Below are 23,274 nucleotides of genomic sequence, written 5' to 3'. Positions count from 1 at the left end.
TGGAGAACAAGATGAAACGTGCATTTATTATGGTGCTGGACTCCTTTGGGATTGGCGCAACGGAAGACGCTGACCGCTTTGGCGATGTGGGCGCCGATACCATGGGCCACATTGCGGAAGCCTGCGCCAAAGGTGAAGCTGACAATGGTCGTAAAGGCCCGTTGAATTTACCTAACCTGACCCGCCTGGGCCTGGTGAAAGCGCATGAAGGTTCTACCGGTAAAATTGCCGCCGGTATGGACGGTAATGCTGAAGTCGTTGGCGCTTACGCCTGGGCGCATGAACTCTCTTCCGGTAAAGATACGCCGTCTGGCCACTGGGAAATCGCCGGCGTGCCGGTGTTGTTTGACTGGGGCTACTTCAGCGATCATGAAAACAGCTTCCCGCAGGAACTGCTGGATAAACTGGTTAAGCGCGCGAACCTGCCGGGCTACCTCGGCAACTGCCACTCTTCCGGTACCGTGATTCTGGACCAGCTGGGTGAAGAACATATGAAAACCGGGAAACCGATTTTCTATACCTCTGCTGACTCGGTATTCCAGATCGCCTGTCACGAAGAGACTTTCGGCCTCGACAAGCTGTATGAGCTGTGCGAAATCGCCCGTGAAGAACTGACCGAAGGCGGCTATAACATTGGCCGCGTCATCGCGCGTCCGTTTGTCGGCGACAAAGCCGGTAACTTCCAGCGTACCGGTAACCGTCACGACCTGGCGGTCGAGCCGCCGGCGCCGACCGTGCTGCAGAAGCTGGTCGACGAGAAAAACGGCCACGTGGTTTCCGTGGGTAAAATCGCCGACATCTACGCCAACTGCGGCATCACTAAGAAAGTGAAAGCCACCGGGCTGGACGCGCTGTTCGACGCGACCATCAAAGAGATGAAGGAAGCGGGCGACGAGACTATCGTCTTCACTAACTTCGTCGACTTTGACTCCTCCTGGGGTCACCGTCGTGACGTCGCGGGCTACGCGGCGGGTCTGGAACTGTTTGACCGCCGTCTGCCGGAGCTGATGGAGCTGGTTGGAGAAGACGACATTCTCATCCTCACCGCCGACCACGGCTGCGACCCGACCTGGACCGGTACCGACCACACCCGCGAGCACATTCCGGTGCTGGTATATGGCCCTAAAGTGAAACCAGGTTCGTTAGGCCACCGCGAAACCTTCGCCGATATCGGCCAGACCCTGGCGACATACTTTGGTACGTCGCCAATGGCGTACGGTAAAAACATGCTGTAATACTCGTTGTCTTTCGCGCTGTAGATGCGTTGACTTCATTCGCTCACCCCGGTCACATAGTTAATCTATGCTCCCGGGGATTCACGAATTCGTCGCCTTCCTACACCGCGAAATCTTTAGGGTATTTGAATACGTTTTGTAGGCCTGATAAGGCGTAGCCGCCATCAGGCACGAACAATTTATATAAGGATAAAACGATGGCTACCCCACACATTAACGCAGAAATGGGCGATTTCGCTGACGTAGTTTTGATGCCGGGCGACCCGCTGCGCGCGAAGCACATTGCCGAAACTTTCCTTGAAGACGTGCGTGAAGTCAACAACGTGCGCGGCATGTTGGGCTTCACCGGTACCTACAAAGGCCGCAAAATCTCCGTGATGGGCCACGGTATGGGTATCCCATCCTGCTCTATCTACACCAAAGAGCTGATCACCGATTTCGGCGTGAAAAAAATCATCCGCGTTGGATCCTGCGGCGCGGTACGTGAAGATGTCAAACTGCGTGATGTGGTTATCGGCATGGGCGCGTGCACCGACTCTAAAGTCAACCGTCTGCGCTTCAAAGACCATGATTTCGCGGCGATTGCTGATTTCGGCATGGTGCGTAACGCGGTAGACGCGGCGAAAGCGCTGGGCGTTGACGCGCGCGTCGGCAACATCTTCTCTGCTGACCTGTTCTATACGCCGGACCCGTCTATGTTCGACGTGATGGAAAAATACGGCATTCTGGGCGTGGAAATGGAAGCGGCCGGCATCTATGGCGTCGCGGCGGAGTTCGGCGCGAAAGCGCTGACCATCTGCACCGTTTCCGATCATATTCGTACCCACGAGCAGACCACTGCCGCTGAGCGTCAGACGACCTTCAACGATATGATCAAAATCGCGCTGGAATCCGTACTGCTGGGCGATAAAGAGTAAGACCTGTTGTGCCGGGTGGCGGCTTCGCCTGACCCGGCCTACGGTTTCCCAGGCCCGCTAAGCGCAGCGGGCTTTTTTATTAGCGCACCGCGCCGGCCATCCACGCCGACAGTTCTTTCAGTTCCGCTTCCTGCTCAGGGTAATCTCTAATCAACGCCTCACACTGCTGCTGCAGGACCTCCGCCCGATACTGACAGCCGACTAAGCGTGCCGCCAGCGCCTCCAGCGGCGCCGGATTCAGGCTATCGGTAAAAGCCTGGGCGCGGGTGATATGGCCTTTTTCTACGTCAAAATGCAGCTCGACGCCGCCCCAGCGAAAGCGCTCATCCAACAGGTGGGAGAAAGCGGGCGCCTGACCGAAGTTCCACTCCCAGCTGCTCTGGCGAGCGAAGGTCTCGGCAAAATTCGGCAGATCCGGCGTATTGTCCGGCGATATGACTTCCGCCTCTACCCGCTCGCCGTAATGGCTGAAGAATGCTTCCTGCATGGCTTCGCAAATTTGCTGATGGGTGATACCCGGCAGCAGCTCAACCAGGTTCGCTACGCGCCCGCGCACTGAGGTAATGCCTTTGGCCTGCAGCTTTTTCTTGTCCGGATTGAGGTAGTTAGCGAGACGGCTTAGGTCGGCGTTCAGTAGCAGGGTGCCGTGATGAAAACCGCGGTCCATCGTTTCGCGATAGGCGGATCCAGACACCTTGCGGTCGCCGTTGTCGGTTTTGACCACCAGATCGTTGCGCCCGGAGGCTTCGGCCGTTACGCCGAGTGAATTCAACGCCGCCAGCACGATAGCGGTGGAGACGGTTTTGTCGTATTCCGGTTTACCCGCCATAAAGGTAAAGCAGGTGTTGCCGAGGTCGTGGAATACCGCGCCGCCGCCGCTGCTGCGCCGGGCCAGCCGCACGTTATCTTCTTCCATGCGCCGGGTATTGCACTCCTTCCACGGATTCTGCGCGCGACCAATAACGACGGTGTCGGCGTTGCGCCACAGAAACAGCACCCGTTGGGTGGCCGGCATCTGGCGGAAAATACACTCTTCGACCGCGAGGTTAAACCAGGGGTCGTAGGAGTCGGAGAGCAGCAGGCGGAGCGTCGGCATAGGATATCCTTGTCTGGTTAATCTTTATCTTCGTCCTGGACGGGCTTATTCGCGGTGAGCAGGAAGGGCGATTGCTGCCAGCGGGTACGTTTGCCCTGCAGCAACGTGCGGGTCAGCACCACGCCGATGGCCAGCGACAACAGCAGCATCAGGCGTAAGATATTGGTGGTATTATCCACCTGTTTCGCCTCGGTCGCCAACGTGTGGGTATCCAGCGTCAGGCGCAGATAGCCGACCGGGCCGTTTTTGCCGAGGATCGGCTCGACGATTTGCTGGTTAAAGTAGCCGCCGGCTTTTTTGCCATCCAGCGCCAGGCGGTCGCGCACATCAACGCTTTCGCCGGAGCGAGCCACCAAATCGCCTTGTTCATCATATACCCCGGCATCGAGCACCCGACTTTTATCCGTCAGCTGTTCCAGCAAGCGGGTAATGCGCTTTTCGTCGGGCGTTTCGCTGCGCATCAGCGGCGCCAGGTTCAGCGTAACCTGCTGCGCCAGCGTCCGCGCCAGCTCTTCCAGCTGCGGATTACGCTGCTTTTGGCTATTCTGACTGAACCACGAGGCGCCCTGCATCAGCGCGACGAGAAGCGCGAGACAGATCAGAACAATGACGGCGCGATGCAGTCGGAATTTCAGTTTTGCTCGTACCATATTCCACCTTTGAAAATTTGCAGCTTAATGTTGCCAGAAGCGCTGGTTACAAGGTAGCCTCATGCGTTATTTTCCTCGCCTGAATGAAGAGATGTGGAGCCGTAATGCCTAACAGTTTGACCTGGTGCGACCTGCCCGAAGATGTTTCCTTGTGGCCTGGGTTGCCGCTTTCCCTGAGCGGCGACGAGGTCATGCCGCTGGATTATCACGCCGGGCGCAGCGGCTGGCTGCTGTATGGTCGCGGTCTCGATAAACGTCGGCTGACGGCGTGGCAGCGCGAACTCGGCGCGGCGCTGGTTATCGTCTCTTCCTGGGTCGTGGAAGACTATCAGGTGATTCGCCTGGCGGGCTCGCTGACGCAGCGCGCCACACGCCTGGCCCATGAAGCCGGGCTGGACGTCGCGCCGCTGGGCAAAATCCCGCATCTGCGCACGCCGGGCCTGTTGGTGATGGATATGGACTCCACGGCGATTCAGATCGAATGTATCGATGAAATTGCTAAGCTTGCCGGCACCGGCGAGCTGGTTTCGGAAGTGACCGAACGCGCGATGCGCGGCGAGCTCGACTTCACCGCCAGCCTGCGCCAGCGCGTCGCCACCCTGAAAGACGCCGACGCGAACATCCTGCTGCAGGTGCGGGAAGCGCTGCCGCTGATGCCGGGGCTGACGCAACTGGTGCTGAAGCTGGAAACGCTGGGCTGGAAGGTAGCCATCGCCTCCGGCGGCTTTACCTTCTTTGCCGAATACCTGCGCGATAAGCTGCATCTCGACGCGGTATTCGCCAACGAGCTGGAAATCATGGACGGCAAGCTCACCGGCAACGTTATCGGCGACATTGTCGATGCCAAATATAAAGCCAATACTCTGCGTAAACTGGCGGAAAAATATGAGATTCCGCCGGCGCAAACCGTGGCGATTGGCGATGGCGCCAACGATCTGCCGATGATCAAGGCGGCAGGCCTCGGCATTGCCTATCATGCGAAACCAAAAGTCAATGAACAGGCGGAAGTCACCATCCGCCACGCTGACCTGATGGGGGTATTCTGTATTCTCTCCGGCAGCATGAATCAAAAGTAAGAGGTTAACGTGGCGAAAGCTCCAAAACGCGCATTTGTCTGTAATGAATGTGGTGCGGATTATCCGCGCTGGCAGGGGCAGTGCAGCGCCTGCCATGCCTGGAATACCATCACCGAGATGCGCATCGCCGCCTCGCCGCAGGTGGCGAGAAACGAGCGTCTGTCAGGCTACGCCGGTAATGCCGGCGTGTCGAAGGTACAGAAGCTATCGGAGATAAGCCTGGAGGCGCTGCCGCGTTTCTCCACCGGATTTAAAGAGTTCGACCGCGTGCTCGGCGGCGGCGTGGTACCGGGTAGCGCCATTCTAATCGGCGGCAACCCCGGCGCCGGGAAATCGACGCTGCTGCTGCAAACGCTCTGCAAGCTGGCGGAAGGAATGAAAACGCTGTACGTCACCGGGGAAGAATCCCTGCAGCAGGTCGCGATGCGCGCGCATCGTCTCGGGCTGCCGACGGCGAATCTGAATATGCTCTCGGAGACCAGCATCGAGCAAATCTGCCAGATCGCCGATGAAGAAAAGCCTCAGCTGATGGTCATCGACTCCATCCAGGTGATGCATATGGCTGATGTCCAGTCGTCGCCGGGGAGCGTGGCCCAGGTACGCGAAACCGCGGCCTATCTGACGCGCTTTGCCAAAACTCGCGGCGTGGCGATTGTGATGGTCGGCCATGTCACCAAAGATGGCTCGCTGGCCGGTCCGAAAGTACTGGAACACTGTATTGACTGCTCGGTGCTGCTGGACGGCGATGCGGATTCCCGTTTCCGCACGTTGCGCAGCCATAAAAACCGCTTTGGCGCGGTCAATGAACTCGGCGTCTTCGCGATGACCGAGCAGGGCCTGCGCGAAGTCAGCAACCCCTCCGCCATCTTCCTCAGCCGCGGCGATGAAGTCACCTCTGGCAGCTCGGTCATGGTGGTATGGGAAGGCACCCGTCCGCTGCTGGTTGAGATCCAGGCGCTGGTCGATCACTCGATGATGTCTAATCCGCGTCGCGTCGCGGTAGGCCTGGAGCAGAACCGTCTGGCGATCCTGCTGGCGGTGCTGCACCGTCATGGCGGCCTGCAGATGGCCGATCAGGACGTCTTCGTTAACGTGGTTGGCGGGGTCAAAGTCACTGAAACCAGCGCCGACCTGGCGCTGCTGCTGGCGATGGTTTCGAGCCTGCGCGATCGCCCGTTGCCGCAGGATCTGGTGGTCTTTGGCGAAGTCGGATTAGCCGGTGAAATTCGCCCGGTGCCAAGCGGCCAGGAACGTATTTCCGAGGCGGCGAAGCACGGGTTCCGTCGCGCCATCGTACCTGCGGCAAACGTGCCTAAAAAAGCGCCGGAAGGGATGCAAATCTTTGGCGTGAAAAAACTGGCCGATGCGCTGAGCGTTTTTGACGACTTATAATGATACCCGTCATACTTCAGGGTATGACGGGTATCAAACCCGAGTTTGCAGGAGGCACGCATAAACTATGTCGTCATTCGACTATCTGAAAAACGCCATTAAGCAAAAGGGTTGTACGCTGCAGCAGGTGGCGGAAGCCAGCGGGATGACCAAAGGTTATCTCAGTCAGCTATTAAACGCGAAAATCAAAAGCCCGAGCGCCCAGAAGCTCGAAGCCTTACACCGCTTCCTCGGCCTTGAATTCCCGCGCAAACAGAAAAGCGTCGGGGTGGTTTTTGGTAAATTTTATCCGCTGCATACCGGGCATATTTACCTGATTCAGCGCGCCTGTAGCCAGGTCGATGAGCTTCATATCATCATGGGCTATGACGACACTCGTGACCGCGAGCTGTTCGAGGAGAGCGCCATGTCGCAACAGCCGACGGTTCCCGATCGTCTGCGCTGGCTGCTGCAAACCTTTAAATATCAAAAAAACATTCGCATCCACGCCTTCAACGAAGAGGGGATGGAGCCGTACCCGCACGGCTGGGACGTCTGGAGCCGCGGGATCCGCGCCTTCATGAGCGAGAAAGGGATCGAACCTAACTGGATCTACACCTCGGAAGAGGCCGATGCGCCGCAGTATCTGGAGCATCTGGGGATCGAAACCGTGCTTATCGATCCGAAGCGAACCTTCATGAGTATCAGCGGCGGCCAGATCCGCGAAAACCCGTTCCGCTATTGGGAATATATTCCGACCGAAGTAAAACCGTTCTTTGTGCGTACGGTGGCGATCCTAGGCGGCGAGTCGAGCGGTAAATCGACGCTGGTGAATAAGCTCGCCAATATCTTCAATACTACCAGCGCCTGGGAATATGGCCGCGATTACGTCTTTTCACACCTCGGCGGCGATGAAATGGCGTTGCAGTATTCCGATTACGATAAAATCGCGCTGGGGCATGCACAGTACATTGATTTCGCGGTGAAGTATGCCAATAAGGTGGCGTTTATCGATACCGACTTCGTCAGCACTCAGGCCTTCTGCCTGAAGTACGAAGGCCGCGAGCATCCGTTCGTGCAGGCGTTAATCGATGAATACCGCTTTGATCTGGTGATCCTGCTGGAGAACAACACGCCTTGGGTGGCCGATGGGCTGCGTAGCCTCGGTAGTTCGGTAGATCGCAAAGAGTTTCAGACGTTGCTGGTGTCACTGCTGAAAGAAAACGGCATCGAGTTCGTCCACGTGGAAGAGTCGGACTACGACGCCCGGTTCCTGCGCTGCGTTGAGCTGGTGAAGCAGCTGATGGGCGAGCAGGGGTAGAGGCTCTGCGGGGTGAGGCCCTCACCCCGGCCCTCTCCCAATGGGAGAGGGAGCAAACATTAAAAAAGGCAACTTGCGTTGCCTTTTTGTATTTTATTTTGAGATACGTTTGTACTTGATACGCTTCGGCTCCAGCGCATCGGCGCCGAGGGTGCGTTTCTTGTACTCTTCGTACTCGGTAAAGTTACCTTCGAAGAACTCAACTTTACCTTCATCCTGGTAATCCAGAATGTGGGTCGCAATACGGTCAAGGAACCAGCGGTCGTGCGAGATAACCATGGCGCAGCCCGGGAACTCCAGCAGGGCGTTTTCCAGCGCGCGCAGGGTTTCGATATCCAGGTCGTTGGTCGGTTCATCGAGCAGCAGTACGTTACCGCCGACCTGCAGCAGCTTCGCCAGGTGCAGACGACCGCGTTCACCGCCGGACAGCTCGCCAACGCGTTTGCCCTGGTCGACGCCTTTGAAGTTAAAGCGGCCAACGTAGGCGCGGCTTGGCATCTCTGTGTTGCCGATCTTCATGATATCCAGGCCGCCGGACACTTCTTCCCAAACGGTCTTGCTGTTGTCCATCGCGTCACGGAACTGATCGACGGAGGCCAGCTTAACGGTTTCACCCAGCGTGATGGTGCCGGAATCAGGCTGTTCCTGGCCGGACATCATGCGGAACAGGGTAGATTTACCCGCGCCGTTCGGACCGATGATACCAACGATAGCGCCTTTCGGTACGGAGAAGCTCAGATCGTCAATCAGTACGCGGTCGCCGTAAGATTTGCGCAGATTGCTGACTTCCAGAACTTTATCGCCCAGACGCGCTCCTGGCGGAATGAACAGTTCGTTGGTCTCGTTACGTTTCTGGTATTCGACGTTGTTAAGCTCTTCAAAGCGCGCCAGACGGGCTTTGCCCTTAGACTGACGGCCTTTCGCGCCCTGGCGAACCCACTCTAGTTCTTTCTCGATAGATTTGCGGCGTGCGGCTTCCTGAGAAGCTTCCTGCGCCAGACGCTGATCTTTCTGCTCCAGCCAGGAGGAGTAGTTGCCTTCCCACGGAATACCTTCGCCGCGGTCAAGCTCGAGGATCCAGCCGGCGACGTTATCGAGGAAGTAACGGTCGTGGGTAATCGCCACTACGGTGCCTTCGAAATCGTGCAGGAAGCGCTCCAGCCAGGCGACGGACTCGGCGTCGAGGTGGTTGGTCGGTTCGTCGAGCAGCAGCATGTCTGGTTTTTCCAGCAGCAGGCGGCACAGCGCGACGCGGCGGCGTTCACCACCGGAAAGATTGGCGATTTTCGCATCCCAGTCCGGCAGGCGTAGGGCATCGGCCGCACGCTCCAGCTGCACGTTCAGGTTATGGCCGTCGTGCGCCTGGATGATCTCTTCGAACTTGCCCTGTTGCGCGGCAAGCTTATCGAAGTCGGCATCCGGCTCGGCGTATTTGGCATAAACTTCGTCCAGGCCTTTCAGCGCGTTAACCACTTCGGCGACCGCTTCTTCAACGGATTCGCGTACGGTGTGCTCCGGATTCAGCTGCGGCTCCTGCGGCAGGTAGCCGATTTTGATCCCGGGCTGCGGGCGCGCTTCACCTTCGATCTCGGTGTCGATACCGGCCATGATGCGCAGCAGGGTAGATTTACCGGCGCCGTTCAGACCGAGAACACCGATTTTCGCGCCAGGGAAGAAACTGAGGGAGATATTTTTCAAAATATGACGTTTCGGCGGAACCACTTTGCCGACACGATGCATGGTATAAACGAATTGAGCCACGTTGGACTTCGCCTCTTTCTATTCTGATAGATAGTTCAAAGGCGAAGTGTAGCCTTTTTCGCGCGGTAATCCCAGCGAGGCGACAGGATTCACAGAAGCGTAAAAAAATGTTCAGGACATGGCATGTTTTCAGTTGTCTGATTAGCATAACTAAGCAATACCTGATTTTTTTGAAGCGGCACGATGCCGCGGTGATGCACCAAACTAGAGGAAGAGCTTGTGGAAAAAGCCAAAACTACGGCATGGCGTCTTCTGGCTGCCGGCGTGAGTCTGCTGACGCTAAGCCAGCTGGCGCATGCGGATTCACTGGATGAACAGCGCAGCCGCTATGCTCAAATTAAACAGGCGTGGGACAACCGCCAGATGGATGTCGTCAACCAGTTGATGCCCACGCTCAGCAGCTATCCGCTGTATCCCTACCTGCAATATCGACAAATTACCGATGACCTGATGAACCAGCCGCCGCTGGTGGTCACTAATTTCATTGCGGCGAACCCGACGCTACCGGCGGCGCGTTCGCTGAAATCACGCTTTGTTAATGAGTTGGCGCGGCGTACCGACTGGCGAGGCTTACTGGCGTTCAGCCCGGATAAACCGGCGACAACCGAAGCGCAGTGTAACTACTACTACGCTAAACTCAGCGTCGGCCAATCGCAGGAAGCGTGGAGCGGGGCGAAAGAGCTGTGGCTGACCGGTAAGAGCCAGCCAAATGCCTGCGATCCGCTGTTTAGCGCATGGCGCGATTCCGGGCAGCAGGATCCGCTGGCCTATCTCGAACGAATCCGCCTGGCGATGAAGGCCGGCAATACCAGCCTGGTCCGCGTGCTTGCTCAGCAGATGCCGTCAAACTATCAGAGCATCTCTTCGGCGGTGGTGGCGTTGGCCAACGATCCTAATAGCGTGATGACCTTTGCCCGCACCACCGGGGCCACCGACTTTACCCGCCAGATGGCGGCGGTCGCTTTTGCCAGCGTCGCGCGTCAGGATGTGGAAAACGCCCGTCTGATGATCCCATCGCTGGTGCAGGCGCAGCAGTTGAATGAGGATCAAACCCAGGAGCTGCGCGATATCGTCGCCTGGCGCCTGATGGGCAGCGATGTGACCGAAGCGCAGGCGGAGTGGCGCGATGACGCGATCATGCGTTCGCAATCGACCCCGCTTGTGGAACGCCGGGTTCGTATGGCGCTCGGCAACGGCGATCGTCATGGGCTGAACACCTGGCTGGCGCGTCTGCCGATGGAGGCGAAAGAGAAAGACGAGTGGCGCTACTGGCAGGCGGATCTGCTGCTGGAGCGCGGGCGCGATGACGAAGCGAAAGCCATCTTGCATTCGCTGATGCAGCAGCGCGGCTTCTATCCGATGGTTGCCGCTCAGCGTCTGGGCGAAGAGTACACCTTCCGCATTGATAAAGCCTCCGGCACTATCGACCCGGCGCTGGCCTCTGGCCCTGAGATGGCGCGCGTTCGCGAGCTGATGTACTGGAACATGGACAACACCGCGCGCAGCGAATGGGCGAACCTGGTGAGCAGCCGGACCAAATCGCAGCAGGCGCAGCTGGCGCGTTACGCTTTTGATCAACACTGGTGGGATCTTAGCGTACAGGCGACGATCGCCGGTAAATTGTGGGATCAGCTGGAAGAGCGCTTCCCGCTGGCGTACAACGATCTGTTCGCGCGTTATATTAGCGGCAAAGATATTCCGCAGAGCTACGCGATGGCGATTGCGCGTCAGGAGAGCGCCTGGAACCCGAAAGTGCGTTCACCGGTCGGCGCCAGCGGCTTGATGCAGATTATGCCGGGCACCGCGACGCATACCGTTAGCATGTTCAGCATTCCTGGCTATAGCGGCCCGTCGCAGCTGCTGGATCCGGAAACCAATATCAACATTGGTACCAGCTATCTGCAGTACGTCTACCAGCAGTTCGGCAATAACCGTATTTACGCTTCCGCCGCCTATAACGCCGGGCCTGGACGCGTGCGAACCTGGCAGGGCAATAGCGCCGGGCGCATCGATGCGGTGGCATTTGTCGAGAGTATTCCGTTCTCGGAAACCCGCGGCTATGTAAAAAACGTCCTCTCTTACGATGCCTATTACCGCTACTTTATGGGCAAGCAGGATAACTTGCTGAGCGACGCCGAATGGCAACAGCGTTACTGATTGTTCGGAAGTATGTTATTCTTTGTACTCGTTGATGAGTACATTCGACGGGCAGCCTGGCTGCCCGTCTCAACATGGCGACGTAACATGACCCAACAATCTCCCTATTCAGCGGCCGTGGCCGAACAACGTCATCAGGAGTGGCTACGTTTCGTGGCGCTGCTGCAGCAAGCTTACGCCGAAGACCTTCACCTGCCGTTACTGCAGCTGATGCTGACGCCCGACGAGCGCGAAGCGCTGGGCACCCGGGTGCGTATTATTGAAGAGTTGCTGCGCGGCGAGATGAGCCAGCGCGAGCTCAAAAACGAACTCGGCGCCGGTATTGCCACCATTACCCGCGGTTCGAATAGCCTGAAATCGGCGCCGGTAGAGCTACGCCAGTGGCTGGAACAGACCCTGCTTAACGATAAATAGCGTTATGGAATGGGCTGAGTGCCAGCACGACCGCCTGATGGTAGACGCTGCTGCGCGTCAGCTTGCCGCCGGTAAAGACGCCAATAGCGCCCTCTTTGCGGCCTATCTCATCGATACCGGTATGCTGCGACATGACCGGCCCCAGCGCTTCCCCGGCGCGAACCTGCGCAAGAATGACTTCCGGCAGCGGCAGGGTTGCCGAGCGCGCTTCGCCGCGCTGCTGCTGGCTCTCAATTACCACCCAACTGAAGGTGCTGCCTTCATCGATCCCGGCTTCTATCGCCACCCAAAAATCGGCTTGCGGCTGCGCGATACGGGCATTAGCGACGCGATTTCGTGCGCCAGCCCGCGTTTCCTCGCTGCCGAAGGGCTGTTCCGGCACGCCGCTCTCGACGGCGACGGACTCAATGTGGCAGGATCCTTCGCCGAAGATCTCGTTAAAAGCCTGCAGAATTGCCTGAATTTTGGCGGGATTAGTGGTAGCTGAGACAACATGGTGCATAATCAAAACAACTCAGAATTAATTAACGTCATCGCAGTATACTCTAAATCACTCTGGCGGTAGCCGATAGCGCCGATCGTCGATTGATGAAGGGTTCAGAACGGAAAATAAGCATGTTACAGGTATACCTTGTTCGCCACGGTGAAACGCAGTGGAACGCCGAGCGACGTATTCAAGGCCAGTCCGATAGCCCACTGACCGCTCACGGCGAGCGCCAGGCATGGCAGGTGGGCGAGCGCGCCAGAACGTTGGGGATCACCCATATTATCGCCAGCGACCTCGGACGTACCCGCCGCACGGCAGAAATTATCGCTGAAGCCTGCGGCTGCGGCGTCGTTACCGATCCGCGCCTGCGCGAGCTGGATATGGGGGTGCTGGAGAAGCGCCATATCGACTCGCTTAGTGAGGAAGAAGAGGGCTGGCGCCGTCAGTTGGTCAACGGTACGCCGGATGGGCGCATACCGCAGGGCGAATCCATGCAGGAGCTGAGCGAGCGTATGCGCGCGGCGCTATCATCCTGTCTGGAATTACCGCCAGGTAGCCGGCCGCTGCTGGTGAGTCATGGGATGGCTCTGGGCTGTCTGGTGAGCACAATCCTCGGGCTGCCTGCTTATGCGGAGCGCCGTCTGCGCCTGCGCAACTGTTCGATTTCACGCGTTGATTATCAGCAGAGCCCGTGGCTGGCGTCAGGATGGGTGGTGGAGACCGCGGGGGACGTTTCGCATCTCGATGCCCCCGCGATGGACGAACTACAGCGTTAACGACGAATCGGAATCAGGTATTCGCAGCGCAGCTGAATTGGCGTGGCCTGGTTCCGGTTATCATCTTCCGGATAGAAGCGCTCAATATCCAGGCCTTTGCGGCGGGTGAGGTTCAGCATCGGCATACAGGTGCCGTATACCGTCAGGATAAACTCCTGCAGCCCGGTGCCTAATCCTTCGTAAGTGAACATTACATACTCGCCGCCTTCCAGAATCACCGGATGAGAGTTATGCAGGTGCCCGTTCGCCATCTCCGGCGTTAGCGCGGTGGTGTAGAACACCTCCTGTTCGTCATCTTTTTCCAGACTTGGACGCGGTTCATGCAGGCCGTACAGCGTTGGCGGAATGCTGGGCGCATTGCCGAGGAATTCGCGCCAGAACTGAACGCGCATCTGGTTACGGAATTCAGAAATCTCTTCAAGCTTACAGGTATAGCTTTGGGTCACGCCGACCAGTTGCGTGGTGCTCAGGGTCACAAACTCATGCTTCGGCATGGTAAATTCGCCGAGCCGCAGCGGCGGACGCATACCGAACGAGCTCCAGTCCGGAGAACGGCGGTAGAGCGCTGGGGTCAAATTAAACTGTTTTTTAAAGGCGCGGGTGAACGTCTGTTGAGAATCGAAGCGATACTGCAGCGCGATGTCGAGAATCGGGCGTGCGGTCAGGCGTAGCGCCACGGCGGATTTGGAGAGACGGCGTGCGCGAATATAGGCACCGATAGCTTGACCCGTGACGTCTTTAAACATACGTTGCAAATGCCACTTGGAATAACCTGCCTTCGCCGCCACATTATCCAACGAGAGGGGCTGATCCAGGTGACCTTCCAGCCAGCTCAGGAGATCGCGAATAATCCCAGCTTGATCCATAAAATGTCCCCATCCTTTAAACTCAGGTACCTATATTAAGGTAGCGGATAATAGCATTTTTTGATGTTTTAGCATTCAGTGTTTTTTTTGCTTATAAATGCGATTATCTGGTGGATATCGTCGGTAATTTTGTAAAGCTGTGATCTTTAAACCTTTTCCACAGCGTTTGTGATTATCACGCAGCGGAATTTTAAGAAATGGTAACAATATGAAATACAAGAAGTTAGTGGCAGGTTTGTTCTTGCTGGCCGCAGGCCAACTGGCGCACGCCGAGCAAATCGGCTCCGTCGATACGGTATTTAAATGGCTGGGGCCGGATCATAAAATCGTGGTCGAAGCCTTCGACGATCCCGATGTACAAAACGTCACCTGCTATATTAGCCGGGCAAAAACAGGCGGCATTAAAGGCGGGCTGGGGCTGGCGGAAGATACCTCAGACGCCGCCATCTCCTGCCAGCAGGTCGGGCCGATTGAGTTGACGGATAAAATCAAAAACGGCAAAAGCCAGGGCGATGTGGTATTCCAGAAACGTACCTCGCTGGTGTTCAAAAAACTGCAGGTCGTACGCTTCTATGACGCTAAACGCAATGCGCTGGTGTACCTGACCTATTCGGATAAAGTGGTCGACGGCTCGCCGAAGAATGCCATCAGCGCCGTGCCGATCATGCCGTGGAATAAATAAACGGGAGTCACAATGCAACAGCCACGGATTTGGTTAGTTGAGGATGAACAGAGTATCGCCGATACCCTTGTTTACATGCTGCAGCAGGAAGGATTCGACGTGACCGTCTTCGAGCGCGGGTTGCCCGCGCTTGATGCGGCGCTGCATCAGAGCCCGGATTTAGCGATCCTCGACGTCGGCTTGCCGGATATTAGCGGCTTTGAACTATGCCGACGACTGCTGGCGCGCCATCAGGCATTGCCAGTACTGTTTTTGACCGCACGCAGCGAAGAGGTTGATAAGCTGCTGGGGCTGGAAATTGGCGCTGACGACTACATCGCCAAACCGTTTTCGCCGCGCGAAGTCTGCGCGCGGGTGCGTACCGTTCTGCGTCGCCTGCAGAAATTTTCTACCCCTTCGCCGGTGGTGCGCGTTGGCGAGTTCGTGTTGGATGAGCTGGCGATGACAATTAGCTGGTATGGTCAACCGCTGAGCCTGACGCGTTACGAATTCCTGCTGTTGAAAACCCTCATTAACGCCCCAGGTCGCGTGTTCTCTCGCCAGCAGTTGATGGAGCGAGTGTGGAGCGATGCTTACGAGAGTATCGATCGTACCGTCGATACCCATATCAAAACCCTACGCGCCAAGCTGCGGGCGGTGAATCCTGATATTAACCCGATTAATACGCATCGCGGTCTGGGCTATAGCCTGGGGGGCTATTGATGCGTATCGGGATGCGCCTGTTACTGGGGTATTTCTTGATTGTCGGCATTGCCGCGTGGTTTGTGCTCTCTATCTTTGTGCAGGAAGTCAAACCGGGCGTGCGCCGGGCAACGGAAGGCACGCTTAACGATACCGCAACGCTATTGGCGGCGCTGGCCCGGGAGGATCTTCTTTCGGTAAATCCGCAGCAGGGGCGGCTGGCGCAGGCCTTTCAGTCGCTTAATCAGCAGCCCATCAACGCCAATATCAGCGGTATCAGGAAAATGCGCAATGAGTATCGCGTCTATCTGACGGATGCTCAGGGGAAAGTGGTGTTTGACTCCAGCGGGGAGGCGGTTGGCCAGGATTATTCGCGCTGGAATGACGTCTGGCTGACCCTGCGCGGCCAGTACGGCGCCCGCAGTTCGCGCAGTGACCCCAATGATGATAATAGCTCCGTCATGTACATTGCCGCGCCGGTGATGGATAACGGGCGTATCATCGGCGTGGTCAGCGTTGGTAAACCTAATCTGGCAATGACGCCGGTGATTAAACGCAGCGAGCGGCGGATATTGTGGGCCGGTGGCGCGCTGCTGGGGATTGCTTTACTGATCGGCGCCGGGATGGTCTGGTGGATTAACTTCTCTATTGGCAAACTGGTGCGTTACGCCGATTCGGTGACTGCCGAGCGTCCGTTGCCTCTGCCGAACGTTGGCAGTAGCGAGTTAAGCAAGCTGGCGCAGGCGCTGGAGAGCATGCGCGTGAAGCTCGAAGGCAAGAACGCGATCGAAAACTATGTCTACGATCTCACTCATGAACTCAAAAGCCCGCTGGCGGCGATCCGCGGTGCGGCGGAGATCTTGCGCGAGGGGCCGCCGCCTGAGGTCGCCGCGCGTTTCACGGCAAATATTCTTGCGCAGAATACGCGCATGCAGCTGCTGGTGGAAAAACTGCTGCAACAGGCGCGGCTGGAAAATCGGCTGGAGATAACGCCGCAGTTGGTTTCGGTTGATGCGCTTTTCCAACGTCTGGCGGATGAACGCGACATTGCTCTGGAGGCGAAAGCCATCACCCTGCGCTGGCAGAAGAGCGGGGTAACGGTGAATGGCGATAGCGAACTACTGGCGCAGGCGCTGGGCAATCTTATCGATAATGCGATTGACTTTACCCCCCGCGGCGGTGAAATCGCTCTGGCGGTGGAGACGTGCCACGAAGAGGCGCAGCTAAGCGTGACGGATAACGGTCGCGGTATTCCTGACTTTGCGCTGGCGCGCCTCTTTGAACGCTTTTACTCGCTGCCGCGGGAAGATGGCCATAAGAGCAGCGGTTTAGGACTGGCGTTTGTGCGTGAGGTGGCGCGTCTGCATCAGGGTGATATTAGCCTGCGTAATCGCCCTGAAGGCGGCGTTGTCGCGACGTTACAACTTCACCGTCCCTTCACATAGCTTCAAACACACTGCACATAGCCGCCCTACAGTGAGCCCATCACGATAGGGAGAAGGCTATGATGAAATCACCATTATTCTGGAAAATTAGTACGCTGTTGGGCTGTATTTTGCTGTTGTCCGTGCCGCTGATGATGGTCAGAGCGCTTATTAGCGAGCGTGCGGACTATCGCAGCGATGTAGTGGATGCGATAGAGCACAGTACCAGCGGTTCACAAAAGCTGACGGGGCCGCTGGTTGCTATCCCGGTGACCGAGACGCTATTTCGTATGGAGAATCAAAAAGAGGTCGAATATCAGCGTCGCTGGATCTACTACTGGCTACCGGAAACGCTGACGGTTAACGGTGTGCAAAATGTGGAGTCGAGAAAAGTCGGCATATACAGTGGGCAGGTCTGGCATAATGCGCTGCAAATTCAGGCGCAGTTCGATCCTTCGCGGCTGAAAGAGCTGAAAAAGGCAAATATCAATTTAGGAAAACCGTTTTTAGTGCTTAGCGTGAGCGATGCCCGCGGCATCGGCGTTATCAACGCGCCGGTAATTGACGGTACGGCACTGACCGTTGAACCGGGATTGGGATTGAACGGCGGCGGGGTAGGTATTCATATGCCGATGCCGGCGTTAAGCGCAGGCAATAAACCGCTGGATATTGCTTTTACCCTCAATCTTAACGGTACCGGCGGCTTCTCCGTTGTACCGTTGGGCCGCAACAGCGAGCTTCAGCTAACCAGTAACTGGCCGCATCCAGGATTCCTTGGCAGATTCCTGCCTACGAAACGCGAAGTGAGCGCCTCGGGTTATAGCGCGCATTGGCAGAGCAGTTGGTTTGCCAACAATATGGGCAACTATTTCGCCGATGACACCGATATTGAGTGGTCGCGTTTACCCGCCTTTAGCGTGGACGTGATGTCGCAGGCCGATCAATATCAGCTCACCGACCGGGCGACTAAATACGCCATCTTGTTAATCGCACTGACTTTTATGGCCTTCTTCGTTTTCGAGAGCCTGACGCATCGTCGTCTGCATCCGATGCAGTATCTGCTGGTCGGCTTATCGCTGGTGATGTTCTACCTCGTGTTGCTGGCGCTCTCTGAGCATATTGGCTTTACCCGAGCCTGGGCGATAGCCAGCCTGATTGGCGCGGTAATCAACGGTATTTATTTACAGGCGGTACTGAAAGGGTGGCGTAATAGTCTGTTATTCGTCGTGGCGCTGCTGCTGCTGGATGGCGTGATGTGGCTACTGCTGCGTTCTGAGGATAGCGCGCTGCTGCTCGGCACCGGGGTGCTACTGCTGGCGCTGTGCGCGTTGATGTTCCTGACCCGCCGCGTGGACTGGTATGCCTTATCTCTACCGCAGAGCAAACCGGAAAAACCGCAAAGCAAGGATGACGACACGCTACGTATCTGGAAGTAAAAGTAGCATAAAAAAACAGCGCCAGAAGGCGCTGTTTTTGCATTATAGCTGCGGGATAACCAGAATTATTCCTGCAGATCGCCGCAGAAACGGTAACCTTCACCGTGAATCGTGGCGATGATTTCCGGAGTATCCGGCGTGGATTCGAAATGCTTACGAATGCGACGAATGGTCACGTCCACGGTACGGTCATGCGGCTTCAGCTCGCGACCGGTCATTTTCTTCAGCAGCTCTGCGCGTGACTGGATTTTGCCCGGGTTTTCGCAGAAGTGCAGCATCGCGCGGAATTCGCTACGCGGCAGCTTGTACTGCTCGCCGTTTGGGCTCACCAATGAACGGCTGTTGATATCCAGTTCCCAACCGTTGAACTTGTAGCTCTCAACGCTGCGACGCTCTTCGCTCACGGTACCCAGGTTCATGGTACGGGAGAGCAGGTTACGCGCGCGGATAGTCAGTTCACGCGGGTTAAACGGTTTAGTGATATAGTCATCGGCGCCGATTTCGAGGCCAAGAATTTTATCAACTTCGTTGTCGCGGCCGGTAAGGAACATCAGCGCGACGTCAGCCTGCTCACGCAGTTCACGCGCGAGCAGAAGACCATTTTTACCTGGCAGGTTGATATCCATGATCACCAGGTTGATATCATTTTCAGACAGGATCTGATGCATTTCCGCGCCATCGGTCGCTTCGAATACATCATAACCTTCTGCTTCGAAAATACTTTTTAACGTGTTGCGTGTTACCAACTCGTCTTCAACGATAAGAATGTGCGGGGTCTGCATGTTTGCTACCTAAATTGCCAACTAAATCGAAACAGGAAGTACCAAAGTCCCTGACCTGCCTGGTACATGCCACAAATTAACATGTCCGGCGTAACATGACTAAAGTACGTAATTGCGTTCTTGATGCACTTTCCATCAACGTCAACAACATCATTAGCTTGGTCGTGGGTACTTTCCCTCTGGACCCGACGGTGTCAAAAACGGCTGTCATCCTAACCATTTTAACAGCAACATAACAGGCTAAGAGAGGCCGAACACCCAATAAAACTACGCTTCGTTGACATATATCAAGTTCAATTGTAGCACGTTAACAGTCTTGTGAAATCATTGCATCGATTTGCGATTTATCGTCACATTTCTTACACAGCTCAATTAGTTGCAGCTATGAATTAATAAATGCAATGAATCCAAAGCCCGTAGACAAATGAAAACTGAAATATCATTGCCAAACATATGGATAAATGCGTTCTGTTAACATACTCCGTATTGGTGTCCAATGTGAACAGTTTAGTTTTTTTTAAGAGTAATAAAGCTCATTTTTAGTGATTTTTGTTGCAAATTTGTAAATTTTCGCCGCGTAAAATGGGGGAGACCGCAGAGTCACGCCGCGTAAGTGGATAAGGGAAGCATAATGCGTTTATCGATCATTTTAGTGGCCCCCGCGAGGGCTGAAAACGTCGGCGCGGCGGCGCGAGCGATGAAAACCATGGGATTCAGCGAACTGCGGATTGTCGATAGCGAAGCGCATCTGCAGCCCGCCGCGCGCTGGGTTGCGCATGGTTCGGGAGATATTTTAGATAATATAAAAACCTATCCGACGCTTGAGCAGGCCCTGCACGATGTCGACTTTGCCGTCGCCACTACCGCCCGCAGTCGCGCGCGTTTTCACTACTACGCCACGCCGCAGCAGTTGCTACCGCTGCTGGAAGAAAAAGCGCAATGGATGAAACATACGGCGCTGGTCTTTGGCCGTGAAGATTCCGGATTAACTAACGATGAACTGGCGCTGGCCGATGTGCTTACCGGCGTGCCGATGGTCGCCGATTATCCCTCCTTGAATCTTGGGCAGTCGGTAATGGTGTATTGCTATCAGCTGAGCTCGCTGCAGCAGCAGACTGCGGTTCAGGCGCCTGAAACCGACGAAAAACAATTGCAGGCGCTACGTCAGCGGACGCTTTCGCTACTTGGACGCTTGGGTGTCGATGACGACATAAAACTGGCCGACTGGCTACAGCAGCGGATCGGCCTGTTACAACAGCGCGACACCGCCATGTTGCATCGATTGCTGCATGATATTGAAAAAAAACTATCTGAATAAAATCCTGTGATAAGTAATTTTTATGGTTGAATGTACTAATTTCAACGGCAACCGTCTGGCAATGCGGCGGAAATATCGGGGCGCTGTGGCGTAATGACGGTGTTGGTTGAAACGTCGCCAATTTAGAAATTCGTTGACTTAAGCAGGCAGATACTTTAACCAATATAGGCAGGACACAAGACAGATAAAAATACAGAGTACACAACATCCATGAATCGCATCGGCATGATTACCACCATTATCACCACCACCATTACCACAGGTAACGGTGCGGGCTGACGCGTACAGGAAACAACAGAAAAAAGCCCGCACCTGAACAGTGCGGGCTTTTTTTTTGACAAGAGATCAAGGGGTAAGAACCATGCGAGTGTTGAAGTTCGGCGGTACATCAGTGGCAAATGCAGAACGTTTTCTGCGGGTTGCCGATATCCTGGAGAGCAATGCCAGGCAGGGGCAGGTTGCGACCGTGCTGTCTGCCCCGGCGAAAATCACCAACCATCTGGTCGCAATGATTGAAAAAACCATTAGCGGTCAGGACGCTCTTACCAATATCGCCGACGCTGAACGCATTTTTGCCGACCTGCTGCAGGGGCTGGCCGACATTCAACCAGGCTTCCCGCTCGCACAGCTGAAAACTTTCGTAGACCAGGAATTCGCGCAGATTAAACACGTGTTGCACGGTATCAGCCTGCTGGGCCAGTGCCCGGACGGCGTTAATGCCTCGCTGATCTGCCGCGGTGAAAAGCTCTCTATCGCTATCATGGCGGCGCTGCTGGAAGCGCGCGGCCACAAGGTCAGCGTGATTAATCCGGTCGAAAAGTTGTTGGCCGTCGGCCACTACCTTGAATCCACTGTTGATATTGCTGAATCTACCCGCCGTATCGCCGCCAGCCAAATCCCGGCAGACCACATGGTGCTGATGGCCGGCTTTACCGCCGGTAACGAAAAGGGTGAGCTGGTGGTTCTCGGGCGTAATGGTTCTGATTACTCCGCTGCCGTGTTGGCAGCCTGTATGCGCGCCGACTGCTGCGAAATCTGGACCGACGTTGATGGCGTCTATACCTGCGACCCGCGTCAGGTACCGGATGCGCGGCTGCTGAAATCCATGTCTTATCAGGAAGCGATGGAGCTCTCCTATTTCGGCGCGAAGGTGCTGCATCCGCGCACTATCGCTCCCATCGCCCAGTTCCAGATCCCCTGCCTGATTAAAAATACCGGTAATCCGCAGGCGCCGGGGACGCTTATCGGCGCCAGCCTTGATGAAGACGGCCTGCCGGTAAAAGGGATCTCTAATCTTAACAATATGGCCATGTTCAACGTTTCCGGGCCGGGAATGAAAGGCATGGTCGGTATGGCGGCGCGCGTTTTCGCCACCATGTCCCGCGCCGGTATCTCCGTGGTGCTGATTACCCAATCTTCTTCGGAATACAGCATCAGCTTCTGCGTGCCGCAAAGCGACAGCGCGCGGGCGAAGCGAGTGATGGAAGAGGAATTTTATCTCGAACTGAAAGAAGGGCTGCTGGAGCCGCTGTCAATCATGGAGCGGCTGGCGATCATCTCCGTCGTGGGCGATGGAATGCGCACGCTGCGCGGTATCTCGGCGAAATTCTTCGCCGCGCTGGCGCGCGCCAATATTAATATCGTGGCGATTGCCCAGGGCTCTTCCGAGCGTTCAATTTCGGTGGTCGTCAGCAACGACGACGCGACTACCGGCGTGCGCGTCACGCATCAGATGCTGTTTAACACCGACCAGGTCATCGAAGTCTTCGTGATTGGCGTCGGCGGCGTCGGCGGCGCATTAATCGAACAGATTAAGCGCCAGCAGAGCTGGTTGAAGGGCAAGCATATCGATCTGCGCGTATGCGGCGTCGCCAATTCACAGGCGCTGCTGACGAACGTCCATGGCTTGAATCTGGAAAACTGGCGTAGCGAACTCGCGGAAGCGAAAGAGCCCTTTAATCTGGGCCGTTTAATCCGTCTGGTGAAAGAGTATCACCTGCTGAACCCGGTTATCGTCGATTGTACCTCCAGCCAGGCGGTGGCCGATCAGTACGCTGACTTCCTGCGTGAAGGGTTCCATGTGGTGACGCCGAATAAAAAGGCCAATACCTCTTCGCTGGATTACTATCACCAGTTGCGTCACGCCGCCAGCAGCTCGCGGCGCAAGTTCCTCTACGACACCAACGTCGGCGCGGGTCTGCCGGTCATTGAAAACCTGCAGAATCTGCTGAACGCTGGTGATGAGCTGGTGCATTTTTCCGGGATCCTCTCCGGCTCGCTTTCCTTTATTTTTGGTAAGCTGGATGAGGGCATGAGCCTTTCTGAAGCCACTAAACTGGCGCGCGAGATGGGCTATACCGAACCGGACCCGCGCGACGATCTTTCCGGCGTGGATGTGGCGCGCAAGCTGCTGATCCTTGCCCGCGAAACCGGGCGCGAGCTGGAGCTCTCGGATATTATCGTTGAGCCTGCGCTGCCTGCCGACTTTGACGCCAGCGGCGATGTCGAAAGCTTTATGGCGCGACTGCCGACGCTTGACGATCAATTCGCCTCGCGGGTTGCTAAAGCGCGCGACGAGGGTAAAGTCTTACGCTACGTCGGCAATATTGAAGAAGATGGCGTCTGCCGGGTGAAAATCGCCGAAGTCGACGGCAACGATCCGCTGTTCAAGGTGAAAAACGGCGAGAACGCGTTGGCATTTTACAGCCACTATTATCAGCCTCTGCCGCTGGTGCTGCGCGGCTATGGCGCGGGGAATGACGTGACGGCGGCTGGCGTGTTCGCCGACCTGCTACGCACCCTGTCATGGAAGTTAGGAGTTTAA

22 protein-coding genes and 1 other annotated feature are annotated in these 23,274 nt (G+C 56.2%); of the genes, 16 read left to right on the top strand and 6 right to left on the bottom strand.

All coding sequences use genetic code 11. The features are described from left to right. Nucleotides 1-11: 11 nt before the first annotated feature. Nucleotides 12-1,235 carry a phosphopentomutase gene (gene deoB, locus ABLV66_RS21700; RefSeq protein WP_045395913.1) on the top strand — a complete coding sequence of 408 codons (1,224 nt, stop codon included), beginning with the start codon at nt 12-14 and terminating at the stop codon, nt 1,233-1,235. A gap of 197 nt (nt 1,236-1,432) precedes the next feature. Continuing rightward, entirely contained in the window at nt 1,433-2,152 is a 720-nt protein-coding gene (gene deoD, locus ABLV66_RS21695) for a purine-nucleoside phosphorylase (RefSeq protein ID WP_002887789.1), read from the top strand. Between the two features lie 79 nt (nt 2,153-2,231). Here deoD and lplA read toward each other — a convergent pair whose 3' ends face one another. Next, nucleotides 2,232-3,248 carry a lipoate--protein ligase gene (gene lplA, locus ABLV66_RS21690; RefSeq protein WP_348875209.1) on the bottom strand — a complete coding sequence of 339 codons (1,017 nt, stop codon included), beginning with the start codon at nt 3,246-3,248 and terminating at the stop codon, nt 2,232-2,234. Between the two features lie 17 nt (nt 3,249-3,265). Continuing rightward, nucleotides 3,266-3,898 carry a YtjB family periplasmic protein gene (locus tag ABLV66_RS21685; RefSeq protein ID WP_015368377.1) on the bottom strand — a complete coding sequence of 211 codons (633 nt, stop codon included), beginning with the start codon at nt 3,896-3,898 and terminating at the stop codon, nt 3,266-3,268. A 104-nt stretch (nt 3,899-4,002) separates the two neighbouring features. Here ABLV66_RS21685 and serB point away from each other — a divergent pair, with 104 nt between their 5' ends. The 3 genes from serB (at nt 4,003) to nadR (ending at nt 7,666) form a co-directional block, all read left to right on the top strand. Further along, a complete protein-coding gene (serB, locus tag ABLV66_RS21680) occupies nt 4,003-4,974 on the top strand; it encodes a phosphoserine phosphatase (RefSeq protein WP_015704324.1) in 972 nt (323 codons plus the stop codon). A 9-nt stretch (nt 4,975-4,983) separates the two neighbouring features. Then, entirely contained in the window at nt 4,984-6,366 is a 1,383-nt protein-coding gene (gene radA / locus ABLV66_RS21675) for a DNA repair protein RadA (RefSeq protein WP_015368375.1), read from the top strand. A 67-nt stretch (nt 6,367-6,433) separates the two neighbouring features. Then, nucleotides 6,434-7,666: a multifunctional transcriptional regulator/nicotinamide-nucleotide adenylyltransferase/ribosylnicotinamide kinase NadR gene (gene nadR, locus ABLV66_RS21670; RefSeq protein WP_045395907.1), complete on the top strand. Its 1,233-nt coding sequence runs from the start codon at nt 6,434-6,436 to the stop codon at nt 7,664-7,666. A 93-nt stretch (nt 7,667-7,759) separates the two neighbouring features. Here the strand turns inward: nadR and ettA are convergent, their stop codons facing one another. Then, nucleotides 7,760-9,427: an energy-dependent translational throttle protein EttA gene (ettA, locus tag ABLV66_RS21665; RefSeq protein ID WP_023291900.1), complete on the bottom strand. Its 1,668-nt coding sequence runs from the start codon at nt 9,425-9,427 to the stop codon at nt 7,760-7,762. Between the two features lie 219 nt (nt 9,428-9,646). On the opposite strand from ettA, the gene sltY reads away from it, so the two are divergent. Further along, entirely contained in the window at nt 9,647-11,584 is a 1,938-nt protein-coding gene (gene sltY, locus ABLV66_RS21660; protein ID WP_047043908.1) for a murein transglycosylase, read from the top strand. Between the two features lie 87 nt (nt 11,585-11,671). Beyond that, nucleotides 11,672-11,998, top strand: a complete 327-nt coding sequence (gene trpR, locus ABLV66_RS21655) for a trp operon repressor (protein WP_015368371.1) — start codon at nt 11,672-11,674, stop codon at nt 11,996-11,998. Here the strand turns inward: trpR and yjjX are convergent. Then, nucleotides 11,985-12,500: an inosine/xanthosine triphosphatase gene (yjjX, locus tag ABLV66_RS21650; RefSeq protein ID WP_045395903.1), complete on the bottom strand. Its 516-nt coding sequence runs from the start codon at nt 12,498-12,500 to the stop codon at nt 11,985-11,987. The two genes, trpR and yjjX, sit on opposite strands and share 14 nt — an antisense overlap. Before the next feature lie 113 nt (nt 12,501-12,613). Between yjjX and gpmB the strand changes: the two genes are divergently transcribed. Then, entirely contained in the window at nt 12,614-13,261 is a 648-nt protein-coding gene (gene gpmB / locus ABLV66_RS21645) for a 2,3-diphosphoglycerate-dependent phosphoglycerate mutase GpmB (RefSeq protein ID WP_015368369.1), read from the top strand. On the opposite strand, the gene robA is transcribed toward gpmB, so the two are convergent. Beyond that, on the bottom strand, nt 13,258-14,127 hold the full coding sequence (gene robA / locus ABLV66_RS21640) for an MDR efflux pump AcrAB transcriptional activator RobA (protein WP_045395899.1): 870 nt from the start codon (nt 14,125-14,127) through the stop codon (nt 13,258-13,260). The genes gpmB and robA overlap by 4 nt on opposite strands. Nucleotides 14,128-14,335: 208 nt before the next feature. On the opposite strand from robA, the gene creA reads away from it, so the two are divergent. From creA to creD, 4 genes are read left to right on the top strand one after another with little or no spacing between them, the layout of a single operon-like run. Next, on the top strand, nt 14,336-14,809 hold the full coding sequence (gene creA, locus ABLV66_RS21635) for a protein CreA (RefSeq protein WP_020079661.1): 474 nt from the start codon (nt 14,336-14,338) through the stop codon (nt 14,807-14,809). 12 nt (nt 14,810-14,821) lie between these two features. Beyond that, entirely contained in the window at nt 14,822-15,511 is a 690-nt protein-coding gene (gene creB / locus ABLV66_RS21630; protein ID WP_045395896.1) for a two-component system response regulator CreB, read from the top strand. Continuing rightward, a complete protein-coding gene (gene creC / locus ABLV66_RS21625; RefSeq protein WP_316423474.1) occupies nt 15,511-16,935 on the top strand; it encodes a two-component system sensor histidine kinase CreC in 1,425 nt (474 codons plus the stop codon). The genes creB and creC overlap by 1 nt, the downstream gene beginning before the upstream one ends. A gap of 59 nt (nt 16,936-16,994) precedes the next feature. Beyond that, on the top strand, nt 16,995-18,350 hold the full coding sequence (gene creD, locus ABLV66_RS21620; protein WP_348876894.1) for a cell envelope integrity protein CreD: 1,356 nt from the start codon (nt 16,995-16,997) through the stop codon (nt 18,348-18,350). 65 nt (nt 18,351-18,415) lie between these two features. Here creD and arcA read toward each other — a convergent pair whose 3' ends face one another. Further along, nucleotides 18,416-19,132, bottom strand: a complete 717-nt coding sequence (gene arcA / locus ABLV66_RS21615) for a two-component system response regulator ArcA (protein WP_002887843.1) — start codon at nt 19,130-19,132, stop codon at nt 18,416-18,418. 95 nt (nt 19,133-19,227) lie between these two features. On the opposite strand from arcA, the gene yjjY reads away from it, so the two are divergent. The 4 genes from yjjY (at nt 19,228) to thrA (ending at nt 23,274) form a co-directional block, all read left to right on the top strand. Beyond that, on the top strand, nt 19,228-19,368 hold the full coding sequence (yjjY, locus tag ABLV66_RS21610; RefSeq protein ID WP_001541509.1) for a YjjY family protein: 141 nt from the start codon (nt 19,228-19,230) through the stop codon (nt 19,366-19,368). 395 nt (nt 19,369-19,763) lie between these two features. Beyond that, a complete protein-coding gene (locus ABLV66_RS21605) occupies nt 19,764-20,450 on the top strand; it encodes a tRNA/rRNA methyltransferase (protein ID WP_348876895.1) in 687 nt (228 codons plus the stop codon). A 210-nt stretch (nt 20,451-20,660) separates the two neighbouring features. Further along, nucleotides 20,661-20,729: a thr operon leader peptide gene (gene thrL / locus ABLV66_RS21600; RefSeq protein ID WP_004222578.1), complete on the top strand. Its 69-nt coding sequence runs from the start codon at nt 20,661-20,663 to the stop codon at nt 20,727-20,729. Next, nucleotides 20,668-20,786, top strand: a sequence feature (Thr leader region). It overlaps the preceding gene by 62 nt. A 25-nt stretch (nt 20,787-20,811) precedes the next feature. After that, nucleotides 20,812-23,274, top strand: coding sequence for a bifunctional aspartate kinase/homoserine dehydrogenase I (gene thrA / locus ABLV66_RS21595; RefSeq protein WP_045395882.1), 2,463 nt, complete (start codon nt 20,812-20,814; stop codon nt 23,272-23,274).

This window comes from Klebsiella sp. CN_Kp073, from assembly GCF_040065495.2.
GTDB classification, from domain to species: Bacteria; Pseudomonadota; Gammaproteobacteria; order Enterobacterales; family Enterobacteriaceae; genus Klebsiella; species Klebsiella aerogenes.
This window is presented reverse-complemented; position numbering and strand designations above follow the sequence as displayed.

Coding starts and splice junctions, on each gene's coding strand:
- deoB (WP_045395913.1), top strand. CDS start 12: ATGAAACGTGCATTTATTATGGTGCTGGACTCCTTTGGGATTGGCGCA.
- deoD (WP_002887789.1), top strand. CDS start 1,433: ATGGCTACCCCACACATTAACGCAGAAATGGGCGATTTCGCTGACGTA.
- lplA (WP_348875209.1), bottom strand. CDS start 3,248: ATGCCGACGCTCCGCCTGCTGCTCTCCGACTCCTACGACCCCTGGTTT.
- ABLV66_RS21685 (WP_015368377.1), bottom strand. CDS start 3,898: ATGGTACGAGCAAAACTGAAATTCCGACTGCATCGCGCCGTCATTGTT.
- serB (WP_015704324.1), top strand. CDS start 4,003: ATGCCTAACAGTTTGACCTGGTGCGACCTGCCCGAAGATGTTTCCTTG.
- nadR (WP_045395907.1), top strand. CDS start 6,434: ATGTCGTCATTCGACTATCTGAAAAACGCCATTAAGCAAAAGGGTTGT.
- trpR (WP_015368371.1), top strand. CDS start 11,672: ATGACCCAACAATCTCCCTATTCAGCGGCCGTGGCCGAACAACGTCAT.
- yjjX (WP_045395903.1), bottom strand. CDS start 12,500: ATGCACCATGTTGTCTCAGCTACCACTAATCCCGCCAAAATTCAGGCA.
- gpmB (WP_015368369.1), top strand. CDS start 12,614: ATGTTACAGGTATACCTTGTTCGCCACGGTGAAACGCAGTGGAACGCC.
- robA (WP_045395899.1), bottom strand. CDS start 14,127: ATGGATCAAGCTGGGATTATTCGCGATCTCCTGAGCTGGCTGGAAGGT.
- creA (WP_020079661.1), top strand. CDS start 14,336: ATGAAATACAAGAAGTTAGTGGCAGGTTTGTTCTTGCTGGCCGCAGGC.
- creB (WP_045395896.1), top strand. CDS start 14,822: ATGCAACAGCCACGGATTTGGTTAGTTGAGGATGAACAGAGTATCGCC.
- creC (WP_316423474.1), top strand. CDS start 15,511: ATGCGTATCGGGATGCGCCTGTTACTGGGGTATTTCTTGATTGTCGGC.
- creD (WP_348876894.1), top strand. CDS start 16,995: ATGATGAAATCACCATTATTCTGGAAAATTAGTACGCTGTTGGGCTGT.
- arcA (WP_002887843.1), bottom strand. CDS start 19,132: ATGCAGACCCCGCACATTCTTATCGTTGAAGACGAGTTGGTAACACGC.
- yjjY (WP_001541509.1), top strand. CDS start 19,228: ATGACTAAAGTACGTAATTGCGTTCTTGATGCACTTTCCATCAACGTC.
- ABLV66_RS21605 (WP_348876895.1), top strand. CDS start 19,764: ATGCGTTTATCGATCATTTTAGTGGCCCCCGCGAGGGCTGAAAACGTC.
- thrA (WP_045395882.1), top strand. CDS start 20,812: ATGCGAGTGTTGAAGTTCGGCGGTACATCAGTGGCAAATGCAGAACGT.